This is a genomic window from Christiangramia sp. LLG6405-1 (genome assembly GCF_045055805.1).
In the GTDB taxonomy this organism is placed as follows: domain Bacteria; phylum Bacteroidota; class Bacteroidia; order Flavobacteriales; family Flavobacteriaceae; genus Christiangramia.
Genome location: NZ_CP159330.1, coordinates 1236611 through 1259577 on the forward strand (window position 1 = coordinate 1236611; position 22967 = coordinate 1259577).

The 22967-nt window shown below is 40.0% G+C and carries 16 protein-coding genes; 1 reads left to right on the forward strand and 15 read right to left on the reverse strand.

The annotated features are described in order from the left end of the window. The 15 genes from ABVM50_RS05750 to ABVM50_RS05820 form a co-directional block, all read right to left on the reverse strand. Positions 1 to 4344 carry a CusA/CzcA family heavy metal efflux RND transporter gene (locus tag ABVM50_RS05750; protein WP_309562717.1) on the reverse strand — a complete coding sequence of 1448 codons (4344 nt, stop codon included), beginning with the start codon at positions 4342 to 4344 and terminating at the stop codon, positions 1 to 3. A 124-nt stretch (positions 4345 to 4468) separates the two neighbouring features. After that, positions 4469 to 4777 (reverse strand): DUF6660 family protein, encoded by a 309-nt coding sequence (locus ABVM50_RS05755; RefSeq protein ID WP_309562718.1) that lies wholly within the window; start codon positions 4775 to 4777, stop codon positions 4469 to 4471. Between the two features lie 47 nt (positions 4778 to 4824). Further along, positions 4825 to 6552, reverse strand: coding sequence for an efflux RND transporter periplasmic adaptor subunit (locus ABVM50_RS05760; protein WP_309562719.1), 1728 nt, complete (start codon positions 6550 to 6552; stop codon positions 4825 to 4827). Between the two features lie 4 nt (positions 6553 to 6556). Then, entirely contained in the window at positions 6557 to 7048 is a 492-nt protein-coding gene (locus ABVM50_RS05765; protein WP_141876706.1) for a DUF305 domain-containing protein, read from the reverse strand. Positions 7049 to 7072: 24 nt separating this feature from the next. Next, positions 7073 to 9574, reverse strand: a complete 2502-nt coding sequence (locus ABVM50_RS05770) for a heavy metal translocating P-type ATPase (RefSeq protein ID WP_405200357.1) — start codon at positions 9572 to 9574, stop codon at positions 7073 to 7075. 82 nt (positions 9575 to 9656) lie between these two features. Continuing rightward, positions 9657 to 10106, reverse strand: coding sequence for a heme-binding domain-containing protein (locus ABVM50_RS05775; protein WP_141876708.1), 450 nt, complete (start codon positions 10104 to 10106; stop codon positions 9657 to 9659). After that, a complete protein-coding gene (locus ABVM50_RS05780; RefSeq protein ID WP_309562722.1) occupies positions 10107 to 10697 on the reverse strand; it encodes a DUF3347 domain-containing protein in 591 nt (196 codons plus the stop codon). A 75-nt stretch (positions 10698 to 10772) separates the two neighbouring features. Then, on the reverse strand, positions 10773 to 11093 hold the full coding sequence (locus ABVM50_RS05785; protein WP_298350576.1) for a four-helix bundle copper-binding protein: 321 nt from the start codon (positions 11091 to 11093) through the stop codon (positions 10773 to 10775). Between the two features lie 35 nt (positions 11094 to 11128). Beyond that, positions 11129 to 13558, reverse strand: coding sequence for a multicopper oxidase domain-containing protein (locus ABVM50_RS05790; protein WP_405200358.1), 2430 nt, complete (start codon positions 13556 to 13558; stop codon positions 11129 to 11131). Positions 13559 to 13628: 70 nt separating this feature from the next. Next, a complete protein-coding gene (locus ABVM50_RS05795) occupies positions 13629 to 14195 on the reverse strand; it encodes an AraC family transcriptional regulator (protein ID WP_141876712.1) in 567 nt (188 codons plus the stop codon). Then, positions 14192 to 15415: a TolC family protein gene (locus ABVM50_RS05800; RefSeq protein WP_141876713.1), complete on the reverse strand. Its 1224-nt coding sequence runs from the start codon at positions 15413 to 15415 to the stop codon at positions 14192 to 14194. Before ABVM50_RS05800 ends, ABVM50_RS05795 begins: the two co-directional genes overlap by 4 nt. Then, positions 15412 to 19197: an efflux RND transporter permease subunit gene (locus tag ABVM50_RS05805; RefSeq protein ID WP_309562724.1), complete on the reverse strand. Its 3786-nt coding sequence runs from the start codon at positions 19195 to 19197 to the stop codon at positions 15412 to 15414. Before ABVM50_RS05805 ends, ABVM50_RS05800 begins: the two co-directional genes overlap by 4 nt. A 108-nt stretch (positions 19198 to 19305) precedes the next feature. Then, complete coding sequence (locus tag ABVM50_RS05810; protein WP_141876715.1) at positions 19306 to 19725, reverse strand: HYC_CC_PP family protein; 420 nt, start codon at positions 19723 to 19725, stop codon at positions 19306 to 19308. Positions 19726 to 19824: 99 nt separating this feature from the next. Continuing rightward, positions 19825 to 21030 (reverse strand): site-specific integrase, encoded by a 1206-nt coding sequence (locus tag ABVM50_RS05815; protein WP_309562725.1) that lies wholly within the window; start codon positions 21028 to 21030, stop codon positions 19825 to 19827. Positions 21031 to 21296: 266 nt separating this feature from the next. Continuing rightward, complete coding sequence (locus ABVM50_RS05820; RefSeq protein WP_405200359.1) at positions 21297 to 21893, reverse strand: NAD(P)H-dependent oxidoreductase; 597 nt, start codon at positions 21891 to 21893, stop codon at positions 21297 to 21299. A 94-nt stretch (positions 21894 to 21987) separates the two neighbouring features. Here ABVM50_RS05820 and ABVM50_RS05825 point away from each other — a divergent pair, with 94 nt between their 5' ends. Then, a complete protein-coding gene (locus tag ABVM50_RS05825; RefSeq protein ID WP_405200360.1) occupies positions 21988 to 22896 on the forward strand; it encodes a LysR family transcriptional regulator in 909 nt (302 codons plus the stop codon). Positions 22897 to 22967: the final 71 nt, after the last annotated feature.

Below are 22967 nucleotides of genomic sequence, written 5' to 3' on the forward strand. Positions count from 1 at the left end.
TTATTGTTTGAAATATTGTAGTTCGAAAACTGATTTTAAATAATTGTCGAGAGCGTCCAGCGCATCCATTTCCGTCTGAATGGCATCCCGTATAATTTGCGTGAACGCTGCATAGTCCACCGCCCCTTCTTTATAGGCGAGCAATGCACCTTTGCGTTGTTCTTCTGCAAGTGGTAAGGCTTTATCACTATAAAAAGCCCAAGAGCCTTCCCATTTTTGATAAGCTTGTATTGCCTGCTGATATTCAGATTGCAATTGCCGTTTGGTAAAATCTGCATTTGCTCTCGCGATTTCGTTATCTATTTTAGAGGCTTTTGCTTGGCTACGTACCACACCTGAAAAAAGAGGAATGGAAATACCTGCCTGATAACTATAAAACCCATTATTGTCGTTTACTCTTTGAAGTCCGCCCTGTAAGTTGAAATTGGGCATCAAATCGGAACGCGCTGCTTCATAGTTAGCTTCTGCTTCATTAGTGCGCTTTTGCGAAAGTTGTAGTTCTGGATGTTTGCCTAAATCTGTGTCCATTCCCAATATGGCAACCTCACTACCTTCTAAAGTTTCAGGAACGGAATAATACGTGTCTGATACCAACCAAAGATTCAATTTTTGCAGGGCAATGGTATAATCACTTTCTGCCTGTTGCAATTTGTTACTGATTTGCAAGGCTTGATTTGTGGCAGATGAATATTCCAGTCTTGAAATAGCTTCCACCTCAAAGTTGAGTTGAATGGCCTTTTCAAATTGTGAATAGATGGAATCCAGTTCACGGTACAGTTCAAATTTCTGCCTTTGCTGATAGGCTTGTGACCAAGCCTTTTTAACTTCCCGTTCTACCTGAAGTTCAGAAATCTCAAGAGCTGTTTCCGCTAAAGCGATACGCTGTTTTTGCAAACGCTTTTTAGCACCTATACCGAATAGGTTGATATTCTGCTGTCCTAAACCAACCAAAGTGTAAATACCCTGACTATCCGAAATTTCCTCGCCACCCGTGAACACTTGGGTATTTCCAAAATCGTAAGCTGTACCCTTTAGCACAGTTTGTTTTTGAATTTCCAACTGTTTCGTTTTCAAGAGCGGATAGTTTTCCTTGGAAACTTCTACCGCTTTTTCCAATGATATAACTGGCAGGGAATTATTCTGAGGAACTTCTTGTGCCTTAACGAAAGTAGATGTAAACAGTAAACAGACTACCGCAGTTGCAGTAACGAATTTTGGATTGACTTTCATCTTACGTTCCGAACGTTTCTCGACCCATTGATAAAAAATAGGAAGAATAAAAAGTGTCAAGAGCGTCGAAGTTAGCAATCCACCAATGACAACGGTAGCTAATGGTCGCTGTACTTCAGCCCCAGCCGATGCTGAAATGGCCATTGGAAGAAACCCTAACATATCAGTCAAGGCCGTTAGCATAATAGGACGAATTCTACGTTTAGTACCTTCTATAATTCGCTGTCTTAAGTCGGTACCGCCTTCTTCTTTCAGCTCGTTTAGTCCACTTATCATTACCAATCCGTTAAGTACCGCTACCCCGAATAGCACAATAAAACCTACCCCTGCGGAAATGCTAAAAGGCATATCCCGAAGCCATAGGGCGAACACACCACCTATGGTCGCCATTGGTATGGCCAAATAAATCATTAAGGTCTGCGGAAAAGATTTTAATGCGAAATAAATCAGGATAAAGATTAGCATCAAAGCAATTGGGACAACCGTTTGCAACCGATTACTGGCACGTTCAAGATTCTCGAATGCACCGCCATAACGAATATAATATCCTGGGGGAAGGTCGAATTGAGCATCCAATTTTGCCTGAATTTCTTCGACAACAGATTTGACATCACGGTCACGAATGTTGATACCTACGTATGTTCTACGATTTGTATTATCACGGCTTATTTGCATTGGACCGGATTCGTAGCTCACGTCCGCGATTTCCCGAAGTGGGATTTGCGAACCATTAGGAAGATTTATGAACAGGTTTTGGATATCGGCAATACTTTCCCGATTCTCTTTTTGTAGGCGTACGACCAAATCGAACCGCTTTTCGCCCTCGAAAATAACACCTGCTTTTCCACCTGCAAAAGCAGCTTGTAATACACTATTGAGCTGGTTGATTTCAAGACCGTATTGCGCCAGCTTATTACGGTTATAGTTAACCGTAATTTGAGGAAGGCCATCGGTTGCCTCTACTTTCATATCTGCAACACCGGGAACGGTCGCTATGATTTTGCCCATTTCCTCGGCCTTACTTGCGAGTATATCCAAATCTTCCCCGAACAACTTGATAGCGACATCTTCACGAACGCCTGTAAGCAATTCGTTGAATCGCATCTCGATAGGTTGTGTAAACTCAAAATTAACACCGGGAACTATTCTAATGGCATCCTTCATTTTTTCCAACAGTTCATCCTTACTCTCAGCGGATGTCCACTCATCGCTTGGTTTAAGGATAACGAATACATCGGCAATATCCATCGGCATCGGGTCGGTAGGCACATCAGCCACACCGATACGGCTAATGATAGTTTCTACTTCGGGAAATTCAGCCTTTACGATACGCTCAATTTTTGTTGTGGTCTCAATGGTTTCAGTAAGCGAACTTCCGGGCTTTAAAATGGCGTGGAAAGCAATATCGCCTTCGTCCAATTGTGGTATGAACTCGCCGCCCATTCTGGTAAAGGCAAAAATGGCAACTACAAAAAGTGCAACGGCAATGCCTATAATCACTTTTCCCTTGACGAGTGATTTGGTAAGTAGCGGCTCATACTTTCGCTCTATCCAATGGACGAACTTATCGCCATAAGATTGTTTTTCTGATTTTGGCGGTCTTAGGAAAAGAGCCGAAATCATTGGCACGTAAGTCAAACAAAGTAGCATTGCCCCAATCATCGCAAAGATGAAGGTCAACGCCATAGGCTGGAACATCTTGCCCTCGACACCTTCGAGAGCCAGAATAGGAAGAAAGACAATAAGAATGATGAGCTGACCAAAGAAGGCAGCGTTCATCATTTTTTTGGATGACTTTGCAGCGATTTCATCTCGTGTTTCAGAACTTACAGCTTTCTTTTTCACTACATATGAGTACATTAAGAAAACGGTACTTTCCACGATGATAACCGCACCATCTACGATAATACCGAAATCGATAGCCCCCAAACTCATTAGGTTAGCCCATACATCAAAAATGTACATTAAGATAAAAGCGAACAATAATGAAAGGGGAATAGTGGATGCAACTATTAAACCGCCACGCCAATTACCCAAAAGCAATACCAAGACAAAAATTACAATAAGACCACCTTCCAAAAGGTTTCCAGTTACTGTTCCTGTGGTTTCCGCAATCAATTCGCTACGGTCAAGGAAGGGTTTAATGCTTACCCCATCTGGAAGGGATTGCTGAATCTGTTCCATCCTTTGGGTAACATTTTCAATTACTTCGTTGGAATTAGCCCCTTTCAGCATCAAAATCATTCCACCCACGGCTTCGCCCTTTCCATCTTTGGTCAGCGCACCATAGCGCACGGCACTTCCCATAGTAACGTTCCCTACATCCTTTATTTTTATGGGAATACCGTTGACAGTTTTGACAACCATATTTTCGATATCCGAAACGGTTCTCGCCAAACCTTCGCCACGTATGAAATTGGCTTGATGGTTACGCTCGATATAAGCACCGCCTGTATTCTGGTTGTTATTTTCCAAAGCGGAAAACACATCCGAAATCGTGATACCAATGGCACGAAGTTCGTCAGGGTCAACAGATACTTCATACTGCTTTTTATTTCCACCAAAGGCATTTACTTCGACCACCCCAGTTACCATAGCCATCTGTCTACGAACAATCCAGTCTTGAATCGTTCGCAGTTCTGTGGCAGAATATTCGCCTTGGTGTTCTTCATCAACTTCAAGGGTGTATTGATAGATTTCGCCCAATCCTGTTGAGATAGGTCCCATTGAAGGTTTACCAAACCCCATTGGTATTTGTTCCTGTACTTCTGTCAGCTTTTCGGCAACGAGCTGTCTGGGCAGATACGTTCCTACATCATCGTCAAATACAATGGTTACAACAGAAAGCCCAAAACGAGAAATCGAACGGATTTCTTTAACGTTGGGCAGATTGCTCATAGCCACCTCGACGGGATAGGTTACAAATTGCTCAATATCTTCTGTACCCAGATTGGGCGATTGCGTTATAACTTGTACTTGATTATTTGTAATATCGGGTACGGCATCAATGGGAACTTGGGTCATACTATAAATACCAGCACCTATTAATGCAAGTGTGAGTAGCCCAATAATAAATTTGTTATTGATTGAAAAATCAATGATTTTATTAATCATAGATAGAGTATTAATTCAGTTTAAATTCTCTTTAGGTACATTGAAAAAAATTCAATGCACGATTTTGACGAATCCAATAGATGGACACGTCAAAACGGGATGTATTTATCCTATAAAAACTGAATTATACCCGAGGGGGTTGTAAAAGGGAATGTGGAATATCTTTGCCAAGGTTCTCAAAATGGGCAAAATATTGGTGTGGAATTGCGGGCTGTAAGGGTTCAAAAGCAACAAGCCCGAAATTTATAGTGTGAACGTGGCAGCAATGACATTGGCAAAAAGGCGAGCAAAACTCACAGTCTTGGTCGTGATCGCCATCAAAGTCAATTACCGTAACAACTTGGGAATCATCCTCGCTATAATTCATATCATTGCAAGGCACAGCATTAAGTGCCAAGAAATAAAACGAAAGTATGATTGCTATAAATTTCACAATGCAAAGATAACAGAATTTTTTTGCAACTGTGTTGCAAATGATTATTACATTGATTTAATAACACTACCGCAGGTCAACATCGCATCGCCATAATAAGGGTTCTTTATTTCTTCTTCAGTACTTAACCATACTGCGCCCTTATTGTTGTTTGCCATTGGGCATTTTTGGACATAGTAATTTGTTGAGTTTTCTATGTTCATAGCAATAGGCACGATATTCTCATTAAGTATCACAAAATGTGCTCGCTGGTTTTCCAGATTTTCATTGGTTGCAATGGCATCCAGCATCTCGATACTTTTGGTAAGATGTTGCTTTTCCATTTTGCCTAAATCCGATGTAGAAATTTCCTTTAATTTTTTTGATGTCGCTTTCGCGAAAGCGGAAATCTGACCAGCATCGCTTGCTACAAGAGCATCTTTCATTTTAAGATATGATGGTAATGCTTTATTGAATTCAGTACTAAAGCTATTACTGAAACTCATTTCCATATCGCCCATCATAGCTGATTCATCCTGCATCATTTGCTGATTCATCATTGATTTTTTACCTTGTAATTGAGCAGCAGCATCTACTGTAAACGTTCCATTAGTTACTATTTCATCGCCATTATTCAGTCCAGCCGATACTTGGTAATTTTCGCCAGAGCGATTGCCCAAGGTTACTTCACGCATTTCAAAAACAGGTTCGTTAGGATTGGTTTTTAAATATACCAATGAACGCTCGCCCGTCCACAGTACAGCACTTGCGGGAACAGAAAGGGTGTTTTCCATAGTTTGGGTTGCACCTTTTACCTTACCTGTCACAAACATTCCTGGCTTAAATAGGTCGTCTCGATTTTGTAAGGTTGCACGCACCGTTACTGTACGTGTGGCATTGTTAAGCATAGGGTCGATGAAAGAGATAGTTCCTTCAAATTCCTTATTGGGATAGGCATTGGTCGTAATGTTGATTTTTTGTCCAACCTTAAATTGTGCAATCTGATTTTCGTATGCATCAAATTCTGCCCAAACCGAATTAAGATTGCTCAACTTCACAATAGGCTGTCCTTGATTAACATAATCGCCTTGTGCTGCCATTACTTCTGAAACCGTTCCTGAAACAGTTGCATAAATAGGGAAGTTTTCTCGCACCGTTCCACTTTCTTCTATGGCATTGATTTGTGAGTCCGAAAGTTTCCAGTTTTTGAGTTTATTGCGCACCGCTTTATATAACGCTGGTTGCGATGCTTTCAGCGATGCAGCTGTAATTAATTCCTGCTGCGCCGCGACAAGGTCTGGCGCGTAAATGGTTGCCAGTAACTGACCACGGTTTACTTGCTGACCGTCATAATTAACATTAAGTCGCTCAATCCTTCCCTTAAAATAACTGGCTTGCACGGTATTATTTTCTTCGTTTGCAGCTATTTTTCCCGAAAGGGATATCATACCATCATCATCGCTGGATTGTGTATTACCTACGATAGTGGTCTGGATATTTGCCAGCGCCATTGCGTTTTCGGTCATTTTAATCTCGTTTATTGCGAGTCCTTCAGCACTCGATTCGGCAGGAATTAAGTCCATTCCACATATAGGGCAATCGCCAGCTTCGGGTTGCATTATCTGTGGGTGCATTGAACACGTCCACATTTGGTCTTCGGTTTCGCCAGAGCGGTCGTGGTCTGACATTTCAGACATATCCTTATTTGAATCACTTGACCCATTTCCAAAAATGAGCCAGCCTGCGCCCAAACCTACGATTACGGCTATTGCTATATATAAAATGTTCTTATTCATAATCTTATTTTTCGTTTTCTAAACGTTCAATCATCGCCTTCATTTCGGCAATTTCCTTACGTTGAGCTTTGATGATATCTTCAGCCAATTTTTTGACTTCTGGGTCTTTAATGTCGGCACGTTCACTTGTTAATATTGCTATAGAATGGTGTGGTATCATTGCTTTCATCCAGAGTACATCGCCCACGGTTGACTTTTGGTCGCGTACCAGCCCTAATGCACCTACAAATAGAACGATGCTGCCCAAGACTATAGCTATGTTTTTCTTTTTATTTTGATACATACCACGCATTGCAACAAACATTATGATGGCCATAGCTGCGATACCAAGGCAGACCATATAGAAACGCGTAAGGCTGAACCAAACGTGGTCCCATTCATAGGTATTTAAATACATCGTGATATACATTGCTATAAAAGAGCAAGCCAGCATCGCTACAAAGCGCGTATAATGATTTTTTGATTTTCCTGAATTTGTGTGTTCGTTTGCATTCATAATTTTTGGTTTTATAATTAGTTATTAAATTGACTTTGTTCGCAGTCTAAGTGCATTGGCAATTACTGATACTGAGCTGAAGCTCATTGCCAAAGCCGCAATCATTGGCGATAAGAGTATTCCGAAAAAGGGGTACAGCAGTCCTGCCGCAATCGGTATTCCTAATGTGTTATAAATAAGTGCAAAAAAGAGGTTTTGCTTAATATTGCGCATTACTACGTGACTAAGATTACGTGCCTTTACAATACCGTGCAAATCCCCCTTAACTAAGGTAATGGCGGCACTCTCGATAGCAACATCCGTTCCCGTGCCCATTGCGATACCTACATCGCTTTTAGCCAATGCAGGTGCGTCATTAATACCATCACCTGCCATTGCAACCACTTTACCTTGCTCTTGTAATTTCTCGACTTCCTTAAGCTTGTCTTCGGGTAGCATACCTGCTTGAAAATCTGCAAGGTTCAGTTCATCTGCAACAGCTTTTGCGGTGTCGTGATTATCACCCGTAAGCATAATGACTGCAATTCCCTTATCCTGCAAATCCTTGATAGCTTTTGCGCTCGTTTCCTTGATTTTATCGCCTATGACCACGTAACCAGAAACTTTACCATCAATGGCTAGATAGGAAACTGTCTTACCTTGCTTTTGATAGGATTGCGCTTCGTTTTCCATCACTTCGGTAAGCGTGGCATTCGCCTGTTCCATCATTTTGGCATTTCCTAAAGCCACTTCTTTTCCGTTCACTTTCCCTTCAACACCTTTTCCAGTAACCGCACTAAAACTATCAGCTTTTAAAAATTCTGCGCTTTGTTCTTTTCCATATTTTACCGTTGCTTCCGCCAAAGGATGTTCACTTTGGCTATTAAGGGATACAATGTATTGTAGCACTTCGCTTTCGCGAAAGCTTTCATCAAAAGAACCCACTTTTTCAACTGTAGGTTTTCCTTCGGTAATAGTTCCAGTTTTATCCACGATTAAGGTATCAACCTTATCCATTTTTTCAAGTGCTTCGGCATTTTTGATGAGCACACCATTTTGTGCGCCTTTGCCGACACCCACCATTACAGACATTGGTGTAGCAAGTCCCAAAGCACACGGACAGGCGATAATCAATACGGCGATTGCATTGACCAAGGCATAAACATAGGCTGGTTCTGGCCCCCAAATTGCCCAAACACCGAATGTTACGGCAGCGATTATAACGACGACAGGCACGAAATATCCCGAAACCGTATCTGCTAATTTCTGTATTGGCGCACGGCTACGACTGGCATCATTGACCATCTGTATAATCTGTGAGAGTAGCGTATCAGAGCCTACCTTTTCGGCTTTCATCAAAAAGGATTGGTTACCATTGATTGTTCCGCTACTTACTTTATCATCTACTGATTTGTTTACGGGAATAGGTTCGCCCGTAATCATCGATTCGTCGATGGAAGTTTCACCTTCGGTTATTACACCATCCACAGGAATTTTATCGCCAGGCTTTACACGCAAAATATCATTTAATTCAATTTTATCGATGGCTACTTCCTGCTCTTCACCATTTACGACCTTAATAGCTTTGTTAGGTGCTAATTTTAAAAGTTCCTTGACCGCTGAATTAGTCTTGCTATGCGCACGAGCTTCAAGCATTTGACCAAGTAGTACCAAAGTTAGAATGACTGTTGCCGCTTCAAAATAAACGTGAACCGTTCCCGCTTCGGTCTTAAATTGGTCAGGAAAAAAGTCGGGAACGAGCATCCCGAATACACTAAAAAGCCAAGCTACACCTGCACCAATGCCGATGAGCGTAAACATATTAAGGTTCCACGTTATTATACTGCGATAGGCACGTTCAAAGAACATCCAAGTGGCATAGAAAACCACAGGAATGGAAAGTGCAAACTGAATCCAGTTCCAGTATTTTAGCTCTAAAACATCATACAAAGGATTTTTAGGAATCATCTCGCTCATTGCAATTATAAAAATGGGCAATGTAAAGGCTACGGCAATCCAAAATTTCTTCAGTAGTTTTTTATAGCTCTTTTCCTCTGCGGACAAATCAGGTTCCATCGGTACTAAATCCATACCGCATATAGGGCAACTACCAGACTCGTCCTTTATGACTTCTGGGTGCATAGGACACGTCCATTGTTCTGATGTGGTTGCAGAAAGATTAACTTCTTCAACCAAATCCATTCCGCAAACAGGACAATCGCCAGGCTTATCGTAAGTCTTGTCGCCTTCACAATGCATCGGGCAATAGAATGTTCCTGTACCTTTTTCTTTGGGTTTCTCAACTTTCTTCTTATCGTTGATGTGATGATGTTCCCCATTTTTATGGATGCTATACCGTCCACCATCAGCTTTCAGCGCTTCTTGAAATTTATCGATGGCAATATGAGATTCCATTTCTATGGTCGCTTCGGCCTTTTCGAGATTGACAACCGCATTAGTTACACCTTCGACTTTTGAAAGTGTCTGCTCTACGTGATTTCGGCAACCGTTACAGGTCATCCCTTGTATGTGATATGTATGTTTCATTTTTTATTCAATAATATGCCTGATACGAGAAAGGTTCTAACTAACCAACCATCAATGAAAAATCACTTTCCCGTATCAGGACTTAATCTTTTTGTAGGCTTTCCATATAGCCTATAATTTCTTTTACAGCGGTACTATCTAATCGTGCACCACCGTGGATGAGTGTGTAACTGACCAGAGGCATTTCGCCACTTTCTATCTGCTTTATAATGGAACGCAGCTTGCTGTTCTTCCTACGACTGGAATAGGTGTCCCATTCATTAAAGTTTAGTTCATCCTTTCCTTCCTTGATGTGGTCTTCCAGAAACCAAGCGGCAGGCTGTATCTTGCTGTACGACGGATAATCTGTATTGTTGCTATGGCAATCATAGCAGGAAACCTGCAACTGATTTTTAATCGTTGCAGGTACTTTATTCACTAACATAAAATCACTTTGTGGTATGGTATCGCTCTCGTTCAGGGTTACTGGAAAGAACTGAATCACTACCAATGCCACAAGGGCAATCCACGCTATGATTTTAAGAAACTTCAATTAGTTGATTTCTCGTTGAACCTTTCCGCATCTCAACATTTGGCTTCCGTAATAAGGATTCAACACGTTTTCTTCTTTGCTCAACCACGCAGTTCCACCATCATACATAGGGCAAAATTGCTCGTATAGTTTCGCTTGTGTACCTGTGATGGCAACCATATCGGTTACATCCTTACTTAATATCTTAAAATGCTCACGCTGGTGCTTAATATCACTTTCTGAAATATGCTCTGCGTGTTCTGTGGCATCTTCGATAATGTCATTTAATTCTGATTTTTCATTATAAGAATAGTTTGAAGCATCAAAGGATTTAAGAGATTGAGCCAATGCATTTCCCAATTCTTTCGCCTTGCCATTATCATCGCCTACAAGCGCATCTTTTAAGTTGAAATAGTCATTTAGGATTGCTTCTGCTTTTGCATCTTGGTTGTCACTCATCGCCATATCGTCTTTGTCATCCATAGACTCTTGGTGCATCTCGTTACTCATAGGTGCAGCCGGTTCGTTCTTGTTTCCATCTTTGCAGGAAACCGTTAGTACCATTGTCACAGCAAGTGCCATTGTTCCTATCGTTCTTGTTACTATTTTCATATATTTTGGTTTTAAGGGTTATTTTTTAGAATAATAGATTCCCATTTCGTTAAAAATGGGAATCTGTTGTTTTGATTATGCCAAATAGGCTTCACACGCATCAGCACATTTTTTACAGGCTTCTGCACAATCTTTACAATGCTGGTGGTCGTGATTGCCACATTCATCGGCACATTGCTTACATATTTCGTGGCATTTTTCTACCATCGCTTTCGCGAAAGCGGAATCCATAGCCAGCAATTTTACCGTCGTGCTACATACTTCGGCACAGGCTCTATCCGTGCGAATGCAGTCAACCATCATCTTGATGTTGTCTTCATTTAGACAAGCATCTGAGCAGTAATTGCAATGTGTGATACAGTTGTTTAAAGCTTCAATCAATTTTGAATTTTTCATAGTTTATAGTTTTTATTAATATTCAGTTTTAATTTTTAAAATCTTAATGACAGTCCGCCACCAGGCCCAAAGCGGTTGTCAAAACTTCCCATTAATGAGAAGTTTCTACTTAGCACATATTCCAGTCCAACTTGCCACGTGGTTTCTTCTTCAAAGTCCTGACCTTCGGGCAACTTGCCGTCCCAGCCAAAATCCATCTGGTATTCATACTCGCCATAAATCCCCAATCGTGGGAAAATCATAAAACCAGTACTGAAACTTACCTGTGGTCGCAGTTTGCTATCTATTCTGAAATCTGAATTAATGAGCAATGGCATTAACCAACGGACACCAGCAATGGCGGTCGTGTTTATTTCTTCAAGGCTGTCTTCGCCTTCATTCTCTACGTTTGCACCACCAAATACACGGAAGTAATCATTGAGATAGCGCTCATATGTGAACTCTGCTTCAAGATTTTTGTTCCAGCCATATTCGCCCCTAAAGGTAAATTGATTTCTAATGTTTGTTGCGGTAGCGTATAGCTCGGTCATATGACTCGCAGCCGTGATTTCGCCCCAAGTAAATATGTGGTCTGCTTCATTGGTAAGGTTGGTAAGTGGATAATCATTTAGACGCTGGTCACGAGGTGTATCGTAACTAAAAACCCTTGCCATACCGCTCATCATATGATAAAGGATGTGACAATGGAAAAACCAATCACCGGTTTCGTCAGCAGCAAACTCAAATACAACTTTCTGCATTGGCGCCACGTTTACTGTATGCTTTAGTGGCGAATACTCGCCGTTCTCATTCAATACTCTAAAGAAGTGACCGTGTAAGTGCATTGGGTGGTGCATCATCGTGAGATTATTGAGAGTAACACGCACGACTTCGCCTTGTTTAATTTTAATCTTATCGGTTTCTGAAAGAGGAACACCGTTGATAGACCAGACGTAACGGTTCATATTTCCAGTAAGATTGAATAGCATTTCCTTTACGGGTTTATCGTTTTCAAATACGGTCTTTTCAGGCGACCGTAAATAGTTGTAATTGAACTCTGGATTACCCCCCGTTTTCATATTATCACCTACTACTTTATCCTTTGGCACCATATAGCCCATCTTCATTCCGTCCATTTTCATATCACCATCCATATCCATATTTGCCTTTCCTTTCTTCATCTTCATTTCGGTCTTGGACATCTTCATTTTGTCGTCCTTCATATCCATTTTAGAATGGTCCATTTTATTGTGAGCCATTTTGGTAGAATCCATCGCCATTCCATCCATTTCCATCTTTTCATCTTTCATAGACATACCATCCATTTGCATACCGCCCATTTCCATTTTATACTTTTCCATTACTTGAATGGAATCGTTTTTTGATGGGTTGAATTTTGAAGCAGGTGCGCCCATTTTCATTCCCATAGACATCATTTGCTTCATATTCTTAATAAGATTGGGCTCTGGAACTACAGGTGCTTCCAATACATTTCCAGTACCTATAAACGCCGAAGCTTCGCCAGAACCATCCTGTGCCGTAGCGCGCACTTGCAGTTTTCCATTTTCTGGAATCGTCACTATAAAATCGTAGGTTTCAGCAACACCTATCAAGGTTTTGTTATGCGGTACTGGAACGACATCCAGCCCATCGGCAGATACGAGCATCGGATCTTCGCCACCAAATGTGAGCCAGAAATAGGAAGCTGCGGCTGCGTTTACAAATCGAAGTCTCACACGTTCGCCAGGCTGAAAATCTGGGTAATCCTGTGAAGCACTACCATTGATAAAAAATTTGTCAAAATAATTATCTGAAATTGCCATATCAGGCATACGCTGCCACGCCATCTTTAACTTGGCACCTACCGCACCTTGTGCAATTAATTTATCAAGACTTTGAACCTGTCCTTTTTTAATCAAGTACCATTCGTTACCACGTTTTAGATTTTTAAGTTGGGATTGAGGACTTTCATCTATCCAATCTGATAGTACAAACACTAAATCTTTATCGTATTCTAAATCAGTTTCTTTTGGGTTAATTTGGATGGAACCATATACACCACGTTGCTCTTGCAGACCAGTATGCGAGTGATACCAATACGTTCCAGATTGTTTTAATGCAAATTTGTACTGTTGGGTTTCGCCGGGATTAATAGGTGGCGTTGTTAGGTATGGAACACCATCATAGAAATTTGGTAGAATTAAACCGTGCCAATGAACAGATGTTTCCACATCCATATTATTTGTCACATTTATAATGGCAAACTCGCCTTCATTGAACTCAAGATTGGGTCCAGGTATGCCACCATTAATGGTCATCGCCTGAACATCCTTACCCGTAAAGTTTACGGTTTTATAATCTATGGTTAAGTCATAAACACGTTCTGGCCAATTATCAACATTTTCTTCGGTCTCGTTCGCTACCAATTGAGCTTTTGCACCAAAAGCGATGAGCATCGTTAGAAGTAATGTGATTTTATATTTCATAGTATTTAATTTTATTTTGATAAAATTACCGCTGTAAATCAACAGCTTGTGTCATAATTATGGTTGTTATCTACATAATTTTGTCCAAGGAATTCCTAAAATTTTTCTGTTGGGATTTATAAGCTGTCAAGCTCATTCCCGTCTGATTTTTAAACTGACCGCTCAAATGATTGATATGGCTATAATTCAACATTTGGCTTATTTCAGTAAAATTTGGTTGCTGTGTCTGGATGAGTTCTTTGACTTTTTCAATTTTCAGTTTGATGAAATATTTCTCAATCGTAATACCTTCGGTGGATGAAAAAACCTTGCTTATTTTGGAATAGTCCTGATTCATTTTCTGCATCAATAAATCAGACAGTTTCCCATCCATGTCAAGCGGTAAATCTTCCAGCATTTTCAATAGTTGAATCTTGACCTGCTCGGTAATCCTATCTTCTGCCGAATCGATAATCTCAAAATCATTGTTGATGACGATGTTTTCTAAAACCTTGAGTTGATCCTCATTTTCAATATCCAATTGTACACGGCCCAACTCAATCTCAATCAAACGTATTTCCTGCGCCTCAATTTCATTTTTAAGCACCTTGATACAACGGTTGCACACCATGTTTTTTATGTAGAAATCCTTGATCACGGTTGGTTTATTAAGTAGTTCATCATGGCTTGCTGCTCATAATACATCTGGATCGATGCTATCTGATTCATCTGGAATTTGAGTTGCAGTTCCTGAATATCCAGCACATCGTTGAAATCTATGGTGCCTGTCTCGTAATTCTTGACTAATATCTGCTCCGCATCTCGAGCTTGTTTCAGGTTTTTTTCTTGCGTATGGAATGCTATCTTGGCTTGATTTCGTAGGGAGTTCGCTTTCGCGAAAGCGGATTCCAACACATTCAATTGATTGCTTTTCTGAAATTCTATTTCTTGTTGGCGTAATTCATTCTGCTTTGTGATGGATTTATACCGATTGTTGAAAATGGGAATCGTCATTGTCACCATAGGCATCAAAACGTCCTTTCCATTATCGCTAAACATCGAGTTGTCATTTCCTGTTACTGGCAAATAATCCACGCCAAATCCAAACATAGGTTGCGCTTCCCGTAGATTGAGTAATTCCGATTGGGTTACAGATTCGTAAAGTTTATCGTACTTGAGCAACTCAGGATTGAGCACCAGGTTGTCCATATTATAGACAAGATCATCGGTCGGGATCTCCATCATAATTGGAGTTTCAAGTAAAGTGTTTTCTTCCTGGTTGAGCAGGTTATTGAATGAAATTTGTGCAGCTACAAACTCTTCTTCCAGCACTTCCTTTTGTTGCTGTAGCTCATTTTGTCGTATCTGCAATCGCAGAACGTCGACCGCACTGGCTTTACCAACTTCTACTGATGTGAGCGCTAGTCGCTCATAGGTTTCCAACAATTGGATATTCTCGTCAAGTACCTTTTGCTTAGCTCTTATGGAGTATAACATGTAATAGGATTGAGCGACCTGTAAAGCCAACTTACGCTTTGCGATAGTGACTTCCACATATTCTGCATCTGCCATGGAAGAGGCATAATTTTCCTTTGCAGTAATTGTCCCAAACCAAGGCAACATCTGTTTAAAACCTATGCGTGCTCGTTGCGCGCCCACTCTGGTTTCTGGCTCACTCACAAAATACCCAGCGCTGAATTCAGTATTAGGAATCCAGTTGGCCTCGTTTACCTTTTCTTCGGCGATGTTGTACCGCAATTCAAAGGCTTGGATTTCTGGATTATTGGCTGCGGCTTCCTGAATGTAGGATTGTAATTGTTGCGCTTTCGCGAAAGCGGAAACAAACAAAAACACGAGTATATATTTTAATTTCTTCATCTGTTTGCTCTTTTAAGTTGGTATTCCTTTTTCCAGCTGTATAAGACTGGCAGTAAGAAATAGGACGTAACATCGATTATCATTCCACCAAAAATGGGAATCGCCATCGGTATCATTATATCGCTTCCCTTTCCTGTGGATGTGAGTACTGGTAGTAGTGCCAAAACTGTGGTTACGGTTGTCATCAAACACGGACGGATACGTTTTCCAGCCGCTTCCAAAGTGGCGAGCCTTATACCTTTTTGAGAATCTGGCTCATTGCTTTTGAAGGATTGGTCTAAATAGGTGGCCATTACCACACCATCATCTGTGGCGATACCAAAAAGGGCGATAAATCCTACCCAAACAGCCACACTTAAATTGATGGTTTTCATATTGAACAAGTCCCGTAGATTCTCGCCAAAAAAGCTGAAGTTGAAAAACCAATCCTGACCGTATAACCAAATCATAATGAAACCACCTGCAAAGGCTACAGCAATGGCAGTAAAAACCATAAGAGAAGTAGAAACCGACTTGAACTGGAAATACAAAATCAAGAAAATGACCAGCAAACAAAGTGGCACAACTACCGATAGCGTTTTTTCTGCCCGTAATTGATTTTCATACGTTCCTGTAAATCGGTAACTGATTCCTTGTGGTACGACCAAATCGCCATTATCTATTTTCTGCTGAATGAGTGCTTGGGCATTTTCTACCACATCTACTTCTGCAAAGCCATCGAGTTTATCAAACAGCACATAGCCAATTAGAAAAGTATCTTCACTCTTAATGACTTGTGGTCCTTGTTCGTATCGAATTTCAACCAATTCACCCAGCGGTACAGGACTGCCTTTTTCTACGGGTACGTAGATGTTTTTAAGGTCGTCTGGGTTTGCCCGTAGCTCTCGTGGATAACGAACCCGAACGGCATAGCGTTCACGACCTTCCACAGTTTGTGTGAGTGGCATACCACCAACCGCCACTTGAAGGATTTCCTGCACATCCATTATAGATATGCCGTAACGAGCCAATTGGTCTCGCTTAATATCTATGAGCAAGTACGGTTTGCCCACGATTCGGTCTGCAAAAACGGCTTGTTCCTTAACGCCTTCAGCTTGTTTTAGGATGTCTTCCAGTTGAAGTCCAAAGTTTTCTATCGATTTTAAATCGGGACCTTTTACCTTGATGCCCATCGGTGCTCGCATTCCCGTTTGTAGCATTACCAATCGGGTTTCGATGGGTTGCAACTTGGGTGCCGATGTCACGCCTGGTAATTTGGTCACTCGTACAATTTCGTTCCAAATATCGTCTGGACTGCTGATTTCTGGTCGCCAGTTTCGGTAGTATTCGCCATCTTCATCTTCAATCAAATCATTGCTTGTGGCAGTAGTCTTGAGCGAATCTTTTCCATAGTTCACATCTTCATCTATCTCATTGTTTGGGTTAATGATGAATTTGTTGTTTTTCAGTACAAACAGGCCGTCGTCATTAACTTCATAGCGTTGTCGCTTACCAGATTCGTTGCGCATATATTCAGATTTATACTGAATCATATTTTCATACATCGATAATGGTGCTGGATCCAGTGCGCTTTCTGTCCTTCCAGCTTTCCCCACTACGGTTTCAATTTCATGAATACTTGCCACAGCCATATCGAGCTGTTGTAGTACACGCTTGTTTTCTTCAACACCTGCGTGCGGCAAGGATGTAGGCATTAAAAGAAATGAACCTTCGTTGAGTGCTGGCATAAACTCTTTGCCCGTATTACGCATAATAATGAAACCGAGCACGAGCACAGTGGTGGGAATTATCAAGAATAGAAACCTGTTCTGAAGTGCCCATCTCAAGATGCGCTCATAGTAGATTCTAAAAATTGAGAACACGGCCAGCAACCCAAAACAGATGATGGAAACAAATATTAAGTTCATCACGATGCTGCGGTCAAAACCTAATGGTCGCCAGTATTCTGCCAGAAGCAGCACAATCGCTGTGGCCGAAATAATAATATTTATGATGTTCTGGTTCAGCGTGAAGCTGTACTTATAAATATGTAGCTGGTATTCTTTTCTCGCTTTGAGTAAAAAGAAAAAGCCACAAGCCGCAAATGCCACGAGAATCAAACCTAACCAATAGCCATAAATAAATGCAGCCACACCCAATACCGCAAGGACTCCATTCAATAAATGCTTTGAACGTTTCCTGATGTTTGTCTTACGAAAAAGGAATGCTGCAAAAGGCGGAATCAGGAAAAGGGCAATGATAAGCGATGCTGAGAGCGCCATTGTTTTGGTAAAGGCAAGCGGTCGGAATAATTTTCCTTCCGCACCAATCATAGTGAATACAGGAAGGAAACTGATAATCGTTGTTAAAACTGCAGTCAGGATAGCTCCTGAGACCTCCGCAGTTGCGTTGTAAAAGATTTCATTTGTTGTGAATGCTATTCCGCTTTCGCGAAAGCGTAATTTTTCATCTTCTAAATGCCGTATCATATTTTCGGCAAGTATGACGCCCACGTCCACCATTGTACCGATGGCAATGGCAATACCTGAAAGGGCAACTATGTTTGCATCTACATTAAAGAGCTTCATCGTAATAAAAACCATCAAAACGGCTACGGGCAATAATCCTGAAATAAGGATGGACGCGCGCAAGTTGAATACCATTATGATAATGACGAGAATAGTTATAAGAATTTCCAGCGTAAGTGCCTCGTTGAGCGTGTCCAACGTTTCTTCTATAAGTTCTGTACGGTCGTAAAATGGAACGATGGTTACTTGTGAAGTGCGACCATCTGCCAAGGTTTTGGTGGGAAGTCCAGAGCTTAATTCTGCAATCTGAGCCTTAACATTATTAATAACCTCCAGCGGATTTGCACCGTAGCGAGCGACTACAACACCACCGACGACCTCGGCACCTTCTTTATCGAGAATACCACGCCTAGTAGCTGGGCCTAAATGAACGTTAGCGACATCTTTGATACGGATGGAAGTGAAATTTTCAGAATATACAACAGCACTTTCAATGTCTGCGATAGACTTTACATAACCCAATCCGCGAACAAGATATTCGGCTTGATTGATTTCGAGCGTTTGTGCGCCTATATCTTGATTGCTCTGCTTTACGGCTTTGACTACATCGCCCATACTCACATTATATTGGCGCATTTTTTCTGGGTCGATATCCACTTGATATTCCTGAACATAACCACCTATGGAAGCCACTTCAGAAACACCACTTGCAGATGATAGCCCGTACTTTACATAGTAATCCTGTATGCTACGCAATTCCTGTAAATCCCAACCGCCAGTTACATTGCCATCTTTATCACGACCTTCCAACGTATACCAAAATATCTGTCCTAATCCTGTGGCATCTGGCCCTAATGATGGGTTAACACCATTAGGTAAAAGGTTTGCAGGAAGTGAGTTCAGCTTTTCAAGTATGCGACTGCGTGACCAGTAGAACTCAATGTCTTCTTCAAAAATGATGTAGATGCTGGAAAACCCAAACATTGAAGAACTACGGATGGTTTTCACCCCTGGAATACCGAGAAGGGAAGTGGTAAGCGGATATGTGATTTGGTCTTCTATATCCTGTGGCGAGCGGCCTTGCCATTTAGTAAAAACAATTTGCTGGTTCTCGCCAATGTCAGGTATGGCATCTACGGCAACTGGGTCTGTTGGCAAAAAGCCAGTTTCCCAATTAAAAGGCGCATTGACCACGCCCCAACCCACAAATAGGACGAGAAGTAGAACGGCAACAAGTTTGTTTTCTATGAGAAATTTAATGCTCTTATTCAGCATGGCATTTGATTATTAGAGTTTTGGAATTGCGTGTTGCAAATAATGGTAAACACGAGTTTTAGCCCACTACAGCGTAGCTGTTGGGCTTCATTCTAAAAATCTAACAAATCAAATTAAGAAAGTCTGGTGCAGCACTTGCACATCCCGTTTGACAAAGGGTCGCGGGTAATCTTCAAAAGGAACTTCTTTAGATTCGGTTCCTTCAAAAAGGTTTATATAAGAAAAGGTAAAAGCAGCGATGAACGTTTGCTGCTCGAATGAAAGCGTGTCAAAAGATATTTTAAGGTCGTCCTTGCCTTCCTTGACTATTTGCTGGTCAGTACAACAGGATTTTTCAGTCATTTTAGGATTCTCACAACTTTTTACGGGTTGCGCTTTTTCCATTCCACAACCTTCAGCCTTTGAGAATAAACTGAAATCGACCAAATTTTCCCCACAATAGTGCATATCCACGGTAAATGACATTGTAGAGAACATCACTACGAAAGCCATCGAAATGGATAATATTTTATGGGACACTTGCTTCATTGTTGCAAAATTACAAAATCTTAACAGTTTTTATTGGGATTAACACAAATTTAATTTGTTTGTTACATTGAACTGATGTAGAAAATAATCATATTTTATTTAAAAATTAACCACGCTATCCAATGCATCATCAGCATCTTTATGGATGAAATTAGCTTGATAACGTATAGTAGTCGTTACGGAAGAATGACGATATAGTTTCTGTAACATTTGAATTGGGATTTTATCCCCGGATATATTTCCAAAACTATGCCTGGCTATGTGCATACTAATGTTTTTATTTATGCCGAGTTGTTTAGCAGCAATCTTCAGTCTTCTGTTCAAGTTTCTGGTTATAGATTGAGTTCGCTTTGTCACTTCTTCAGAATCGCTAAGGTTTACACTTTTTAATTGGGGAAATACAAGACCGCCATATGATGATTCTTCTTTATATAAATTGAAAATTTCTATAGCCTTATCTGGTACTTTAAGAGAAACTAATTTACTGTTTTTGTTCATTCGATAGTGTAAGCGTCCATCATTGAAATCTGACCACTTTAATTTTAATACATCACCAACTCTTATGCCTGCGAAGTAAAAGCTTACAAGCCAAATATGGATAGCTTTTTGTTGGACTTCCGTTATTCCTTCTGCATTTTCTAACTTCTGAATCTCTTCTGCTGAGAATCCTATTTTTTGTGATTCGGGAATCCTAATTGTCATTTTTCCTTTACCAAATGGATATAAACCTCTATCGGTAATTGCTTCAGAAATAGCTAAATTAAATATTGTTCTTATGAGGATTAAGTAGTTCACTACCGTTCTTGGCGAAAGGTTTTTACTATGTAATAAGTGAGTTTCAAATTTTTTCAAAACTGTAACATTAAGCTTATTGAAGGGAAGTGAATCTTTAACAAGAAATTCTTTAAATTTTTTTAATCGACCAAATTCAGTATCATATTGATGGTGTTTGTTTCTGTTTTTAAGGTTTTGAAGATGCATTTCAGCCACAGCGAAAAAATCAAGTCCTTTGGTAACTACAATTTTATTTTTTATTTCTGAAACTGTTTGGTATTCAGGATTCATTTCAGATTTTATGACCTTATCGTTTGCTTCTGCAACCTTAGTGGTTATAAAATTGTTCAATACATTAGAATTAGGGTGCGATTTGCGAACATTCCGGTTAATCCTATCCCAATATTTTTCCTCAATATATTGACCCGTATTTAGATAAGAGCTTTTACGGTCTTTTGTAATCCTAATTGCAATAGGAAGCAACCCAGCTTTGTTTTTCTTTTTTCTTAACACTACCCGAACTGTTGCCATAACAAAATATTTAGGTCATAAAGATAATCATTTTAGGTACAACATAGGTACAACATTTGTTGGTTTTGTTTGATATCATATGTTGTCAAATTATATTAAATAGTATATAAACAATTGATTTTCAATGTTTTTATATTAAATTGATAGCATAGTATCAAAAACTCATAACCCGAAGGTCACTGGTTCGAGTCCAGTTCCCGCTACTAAGCAAAAAGCCATTCATTCGAATGGCTTTTTTTATTTCTATTATCATCCTTTTTTGAATCTCAAATTTCTTCAAATATCCGACTCAGAAATTGATCGTATTTTTTCAGTTCCCTGGGAACATCTGCATTCTTTTCCATATCATGGAAATGCGTTGAAGCCATAAATTCCAGACCAATAAATTTGTTCATTTTATGGAAGGCATAAAGTGGTCCTTCATCAACACTTTTCTGGTCGAAAAATTCTCCTTCAAGCTTAAAAGCGTCTTCCGGAGCGTTCCAGCTAGTTGTTAGAAGGTATTTCTTCCCTTGCAGACTTCCTCCGGTTCCATAATTAATAGAAGGATTCTTCCTGCTTCTTCCATCGCTTGTATAGATTCCATTTTGATGCCCTGCAGTAAAAACCTTGTCTATGTACTCCTTAAATCCAAAGGGAACCTGAAACCACCAGATTGGAGTATGGTAAATAATTATGTCGGCCCATTTATACTTCTCAACTTCTTCTTCTAAATCGTATTTTTTTTCAACTTCAGTTGTTCTAACATTAAAGCCTGGTCTATTGGTGAAATAATTTGTTGTATTCTGTAATAGTGTTTTATTAAAACGGCCGGGAGAATGCGCGAACGTATGACCACCGTTGATTACAAAAATATTCTTCATAACTTCTTAAATTATTAGTTTGGGACAAAATTAAGTGTCGTCATACTATTATAAAAATAGTATGATTTATACCTTTGTATTAAAATAGTAATAGATGGTTAGTATGGAATGGTATCGCACCTTTGTAGCGATCTATGAGAGAAGCACCTTAACAAAAGCTGCTGAGGCCTTATTTACAAGTCAGCCAGGGGTAAGCGTTCATTTGAATGCACTGGAATCCTATATAGGTCGTAAACTTTTTGAAAGGACATCGCGAAGAATGATCCCGACAGAAGAAGGTAAACAACTTTACAATTTTGTGCTGGATGCGGTTAAGAAACTGGAAAAAGCTGAACAGCATTTTAAGAAAACTTCCCAGGAAGAAATACCTTCCATTAATATTGGCATGTGTACTGAAACCTTTCAAACGATACTCGAATCTGAAATTTCAAGTTTGGATTTCAACCTGCTGGCAAAGTTTGGAGATCATGAAGAGCTTATCAAAGATCTGAACAATGGCATTCTGGATTTAGTCATAACTCCTAAGTTTGATACTAAAAACTCTCTCGCAACATATGAAGCTTTTACAAAAGAGAATATCGTAATGGTTGCTGGAAAAGATTCGGAATTAAAAGAGATAAACTCTTTGATCGACAATGAAAATTTCGGTGAGCTGGAGAAGATACTGAAGAAGCAAACCTGGTATAGCGCATCTAATGAGATGGACCACTTTAGACGTTTCTGGTATGAAAACTTTAAAAAAAGGGTAGATTTTAAGCCGAATTATATATTACCAAATATTGGTTCTATCATAAGATCTATAGAGAATAATAAAGGCTTTGCAATAGTGCCTGATTTCTTAGTAAATGATTCACTCAGGGATGCTAAGATTCAACTAGTTTGGTCTGGTAAAAAAGAAGTCAGTAATATTCTCTACTTCGCTACTCGCAGTAATCTAAAGCATAAAGAAGAAACTGCAGTTATTAAAAGTATTTTCAGAAGAAAAATGATAAAGTTGAAATAAAGTGATTACAAAAGTATTTCGAGCTATATGCATTAAATTTATTTCTAGATGCAATGTCTATAATCTCAACC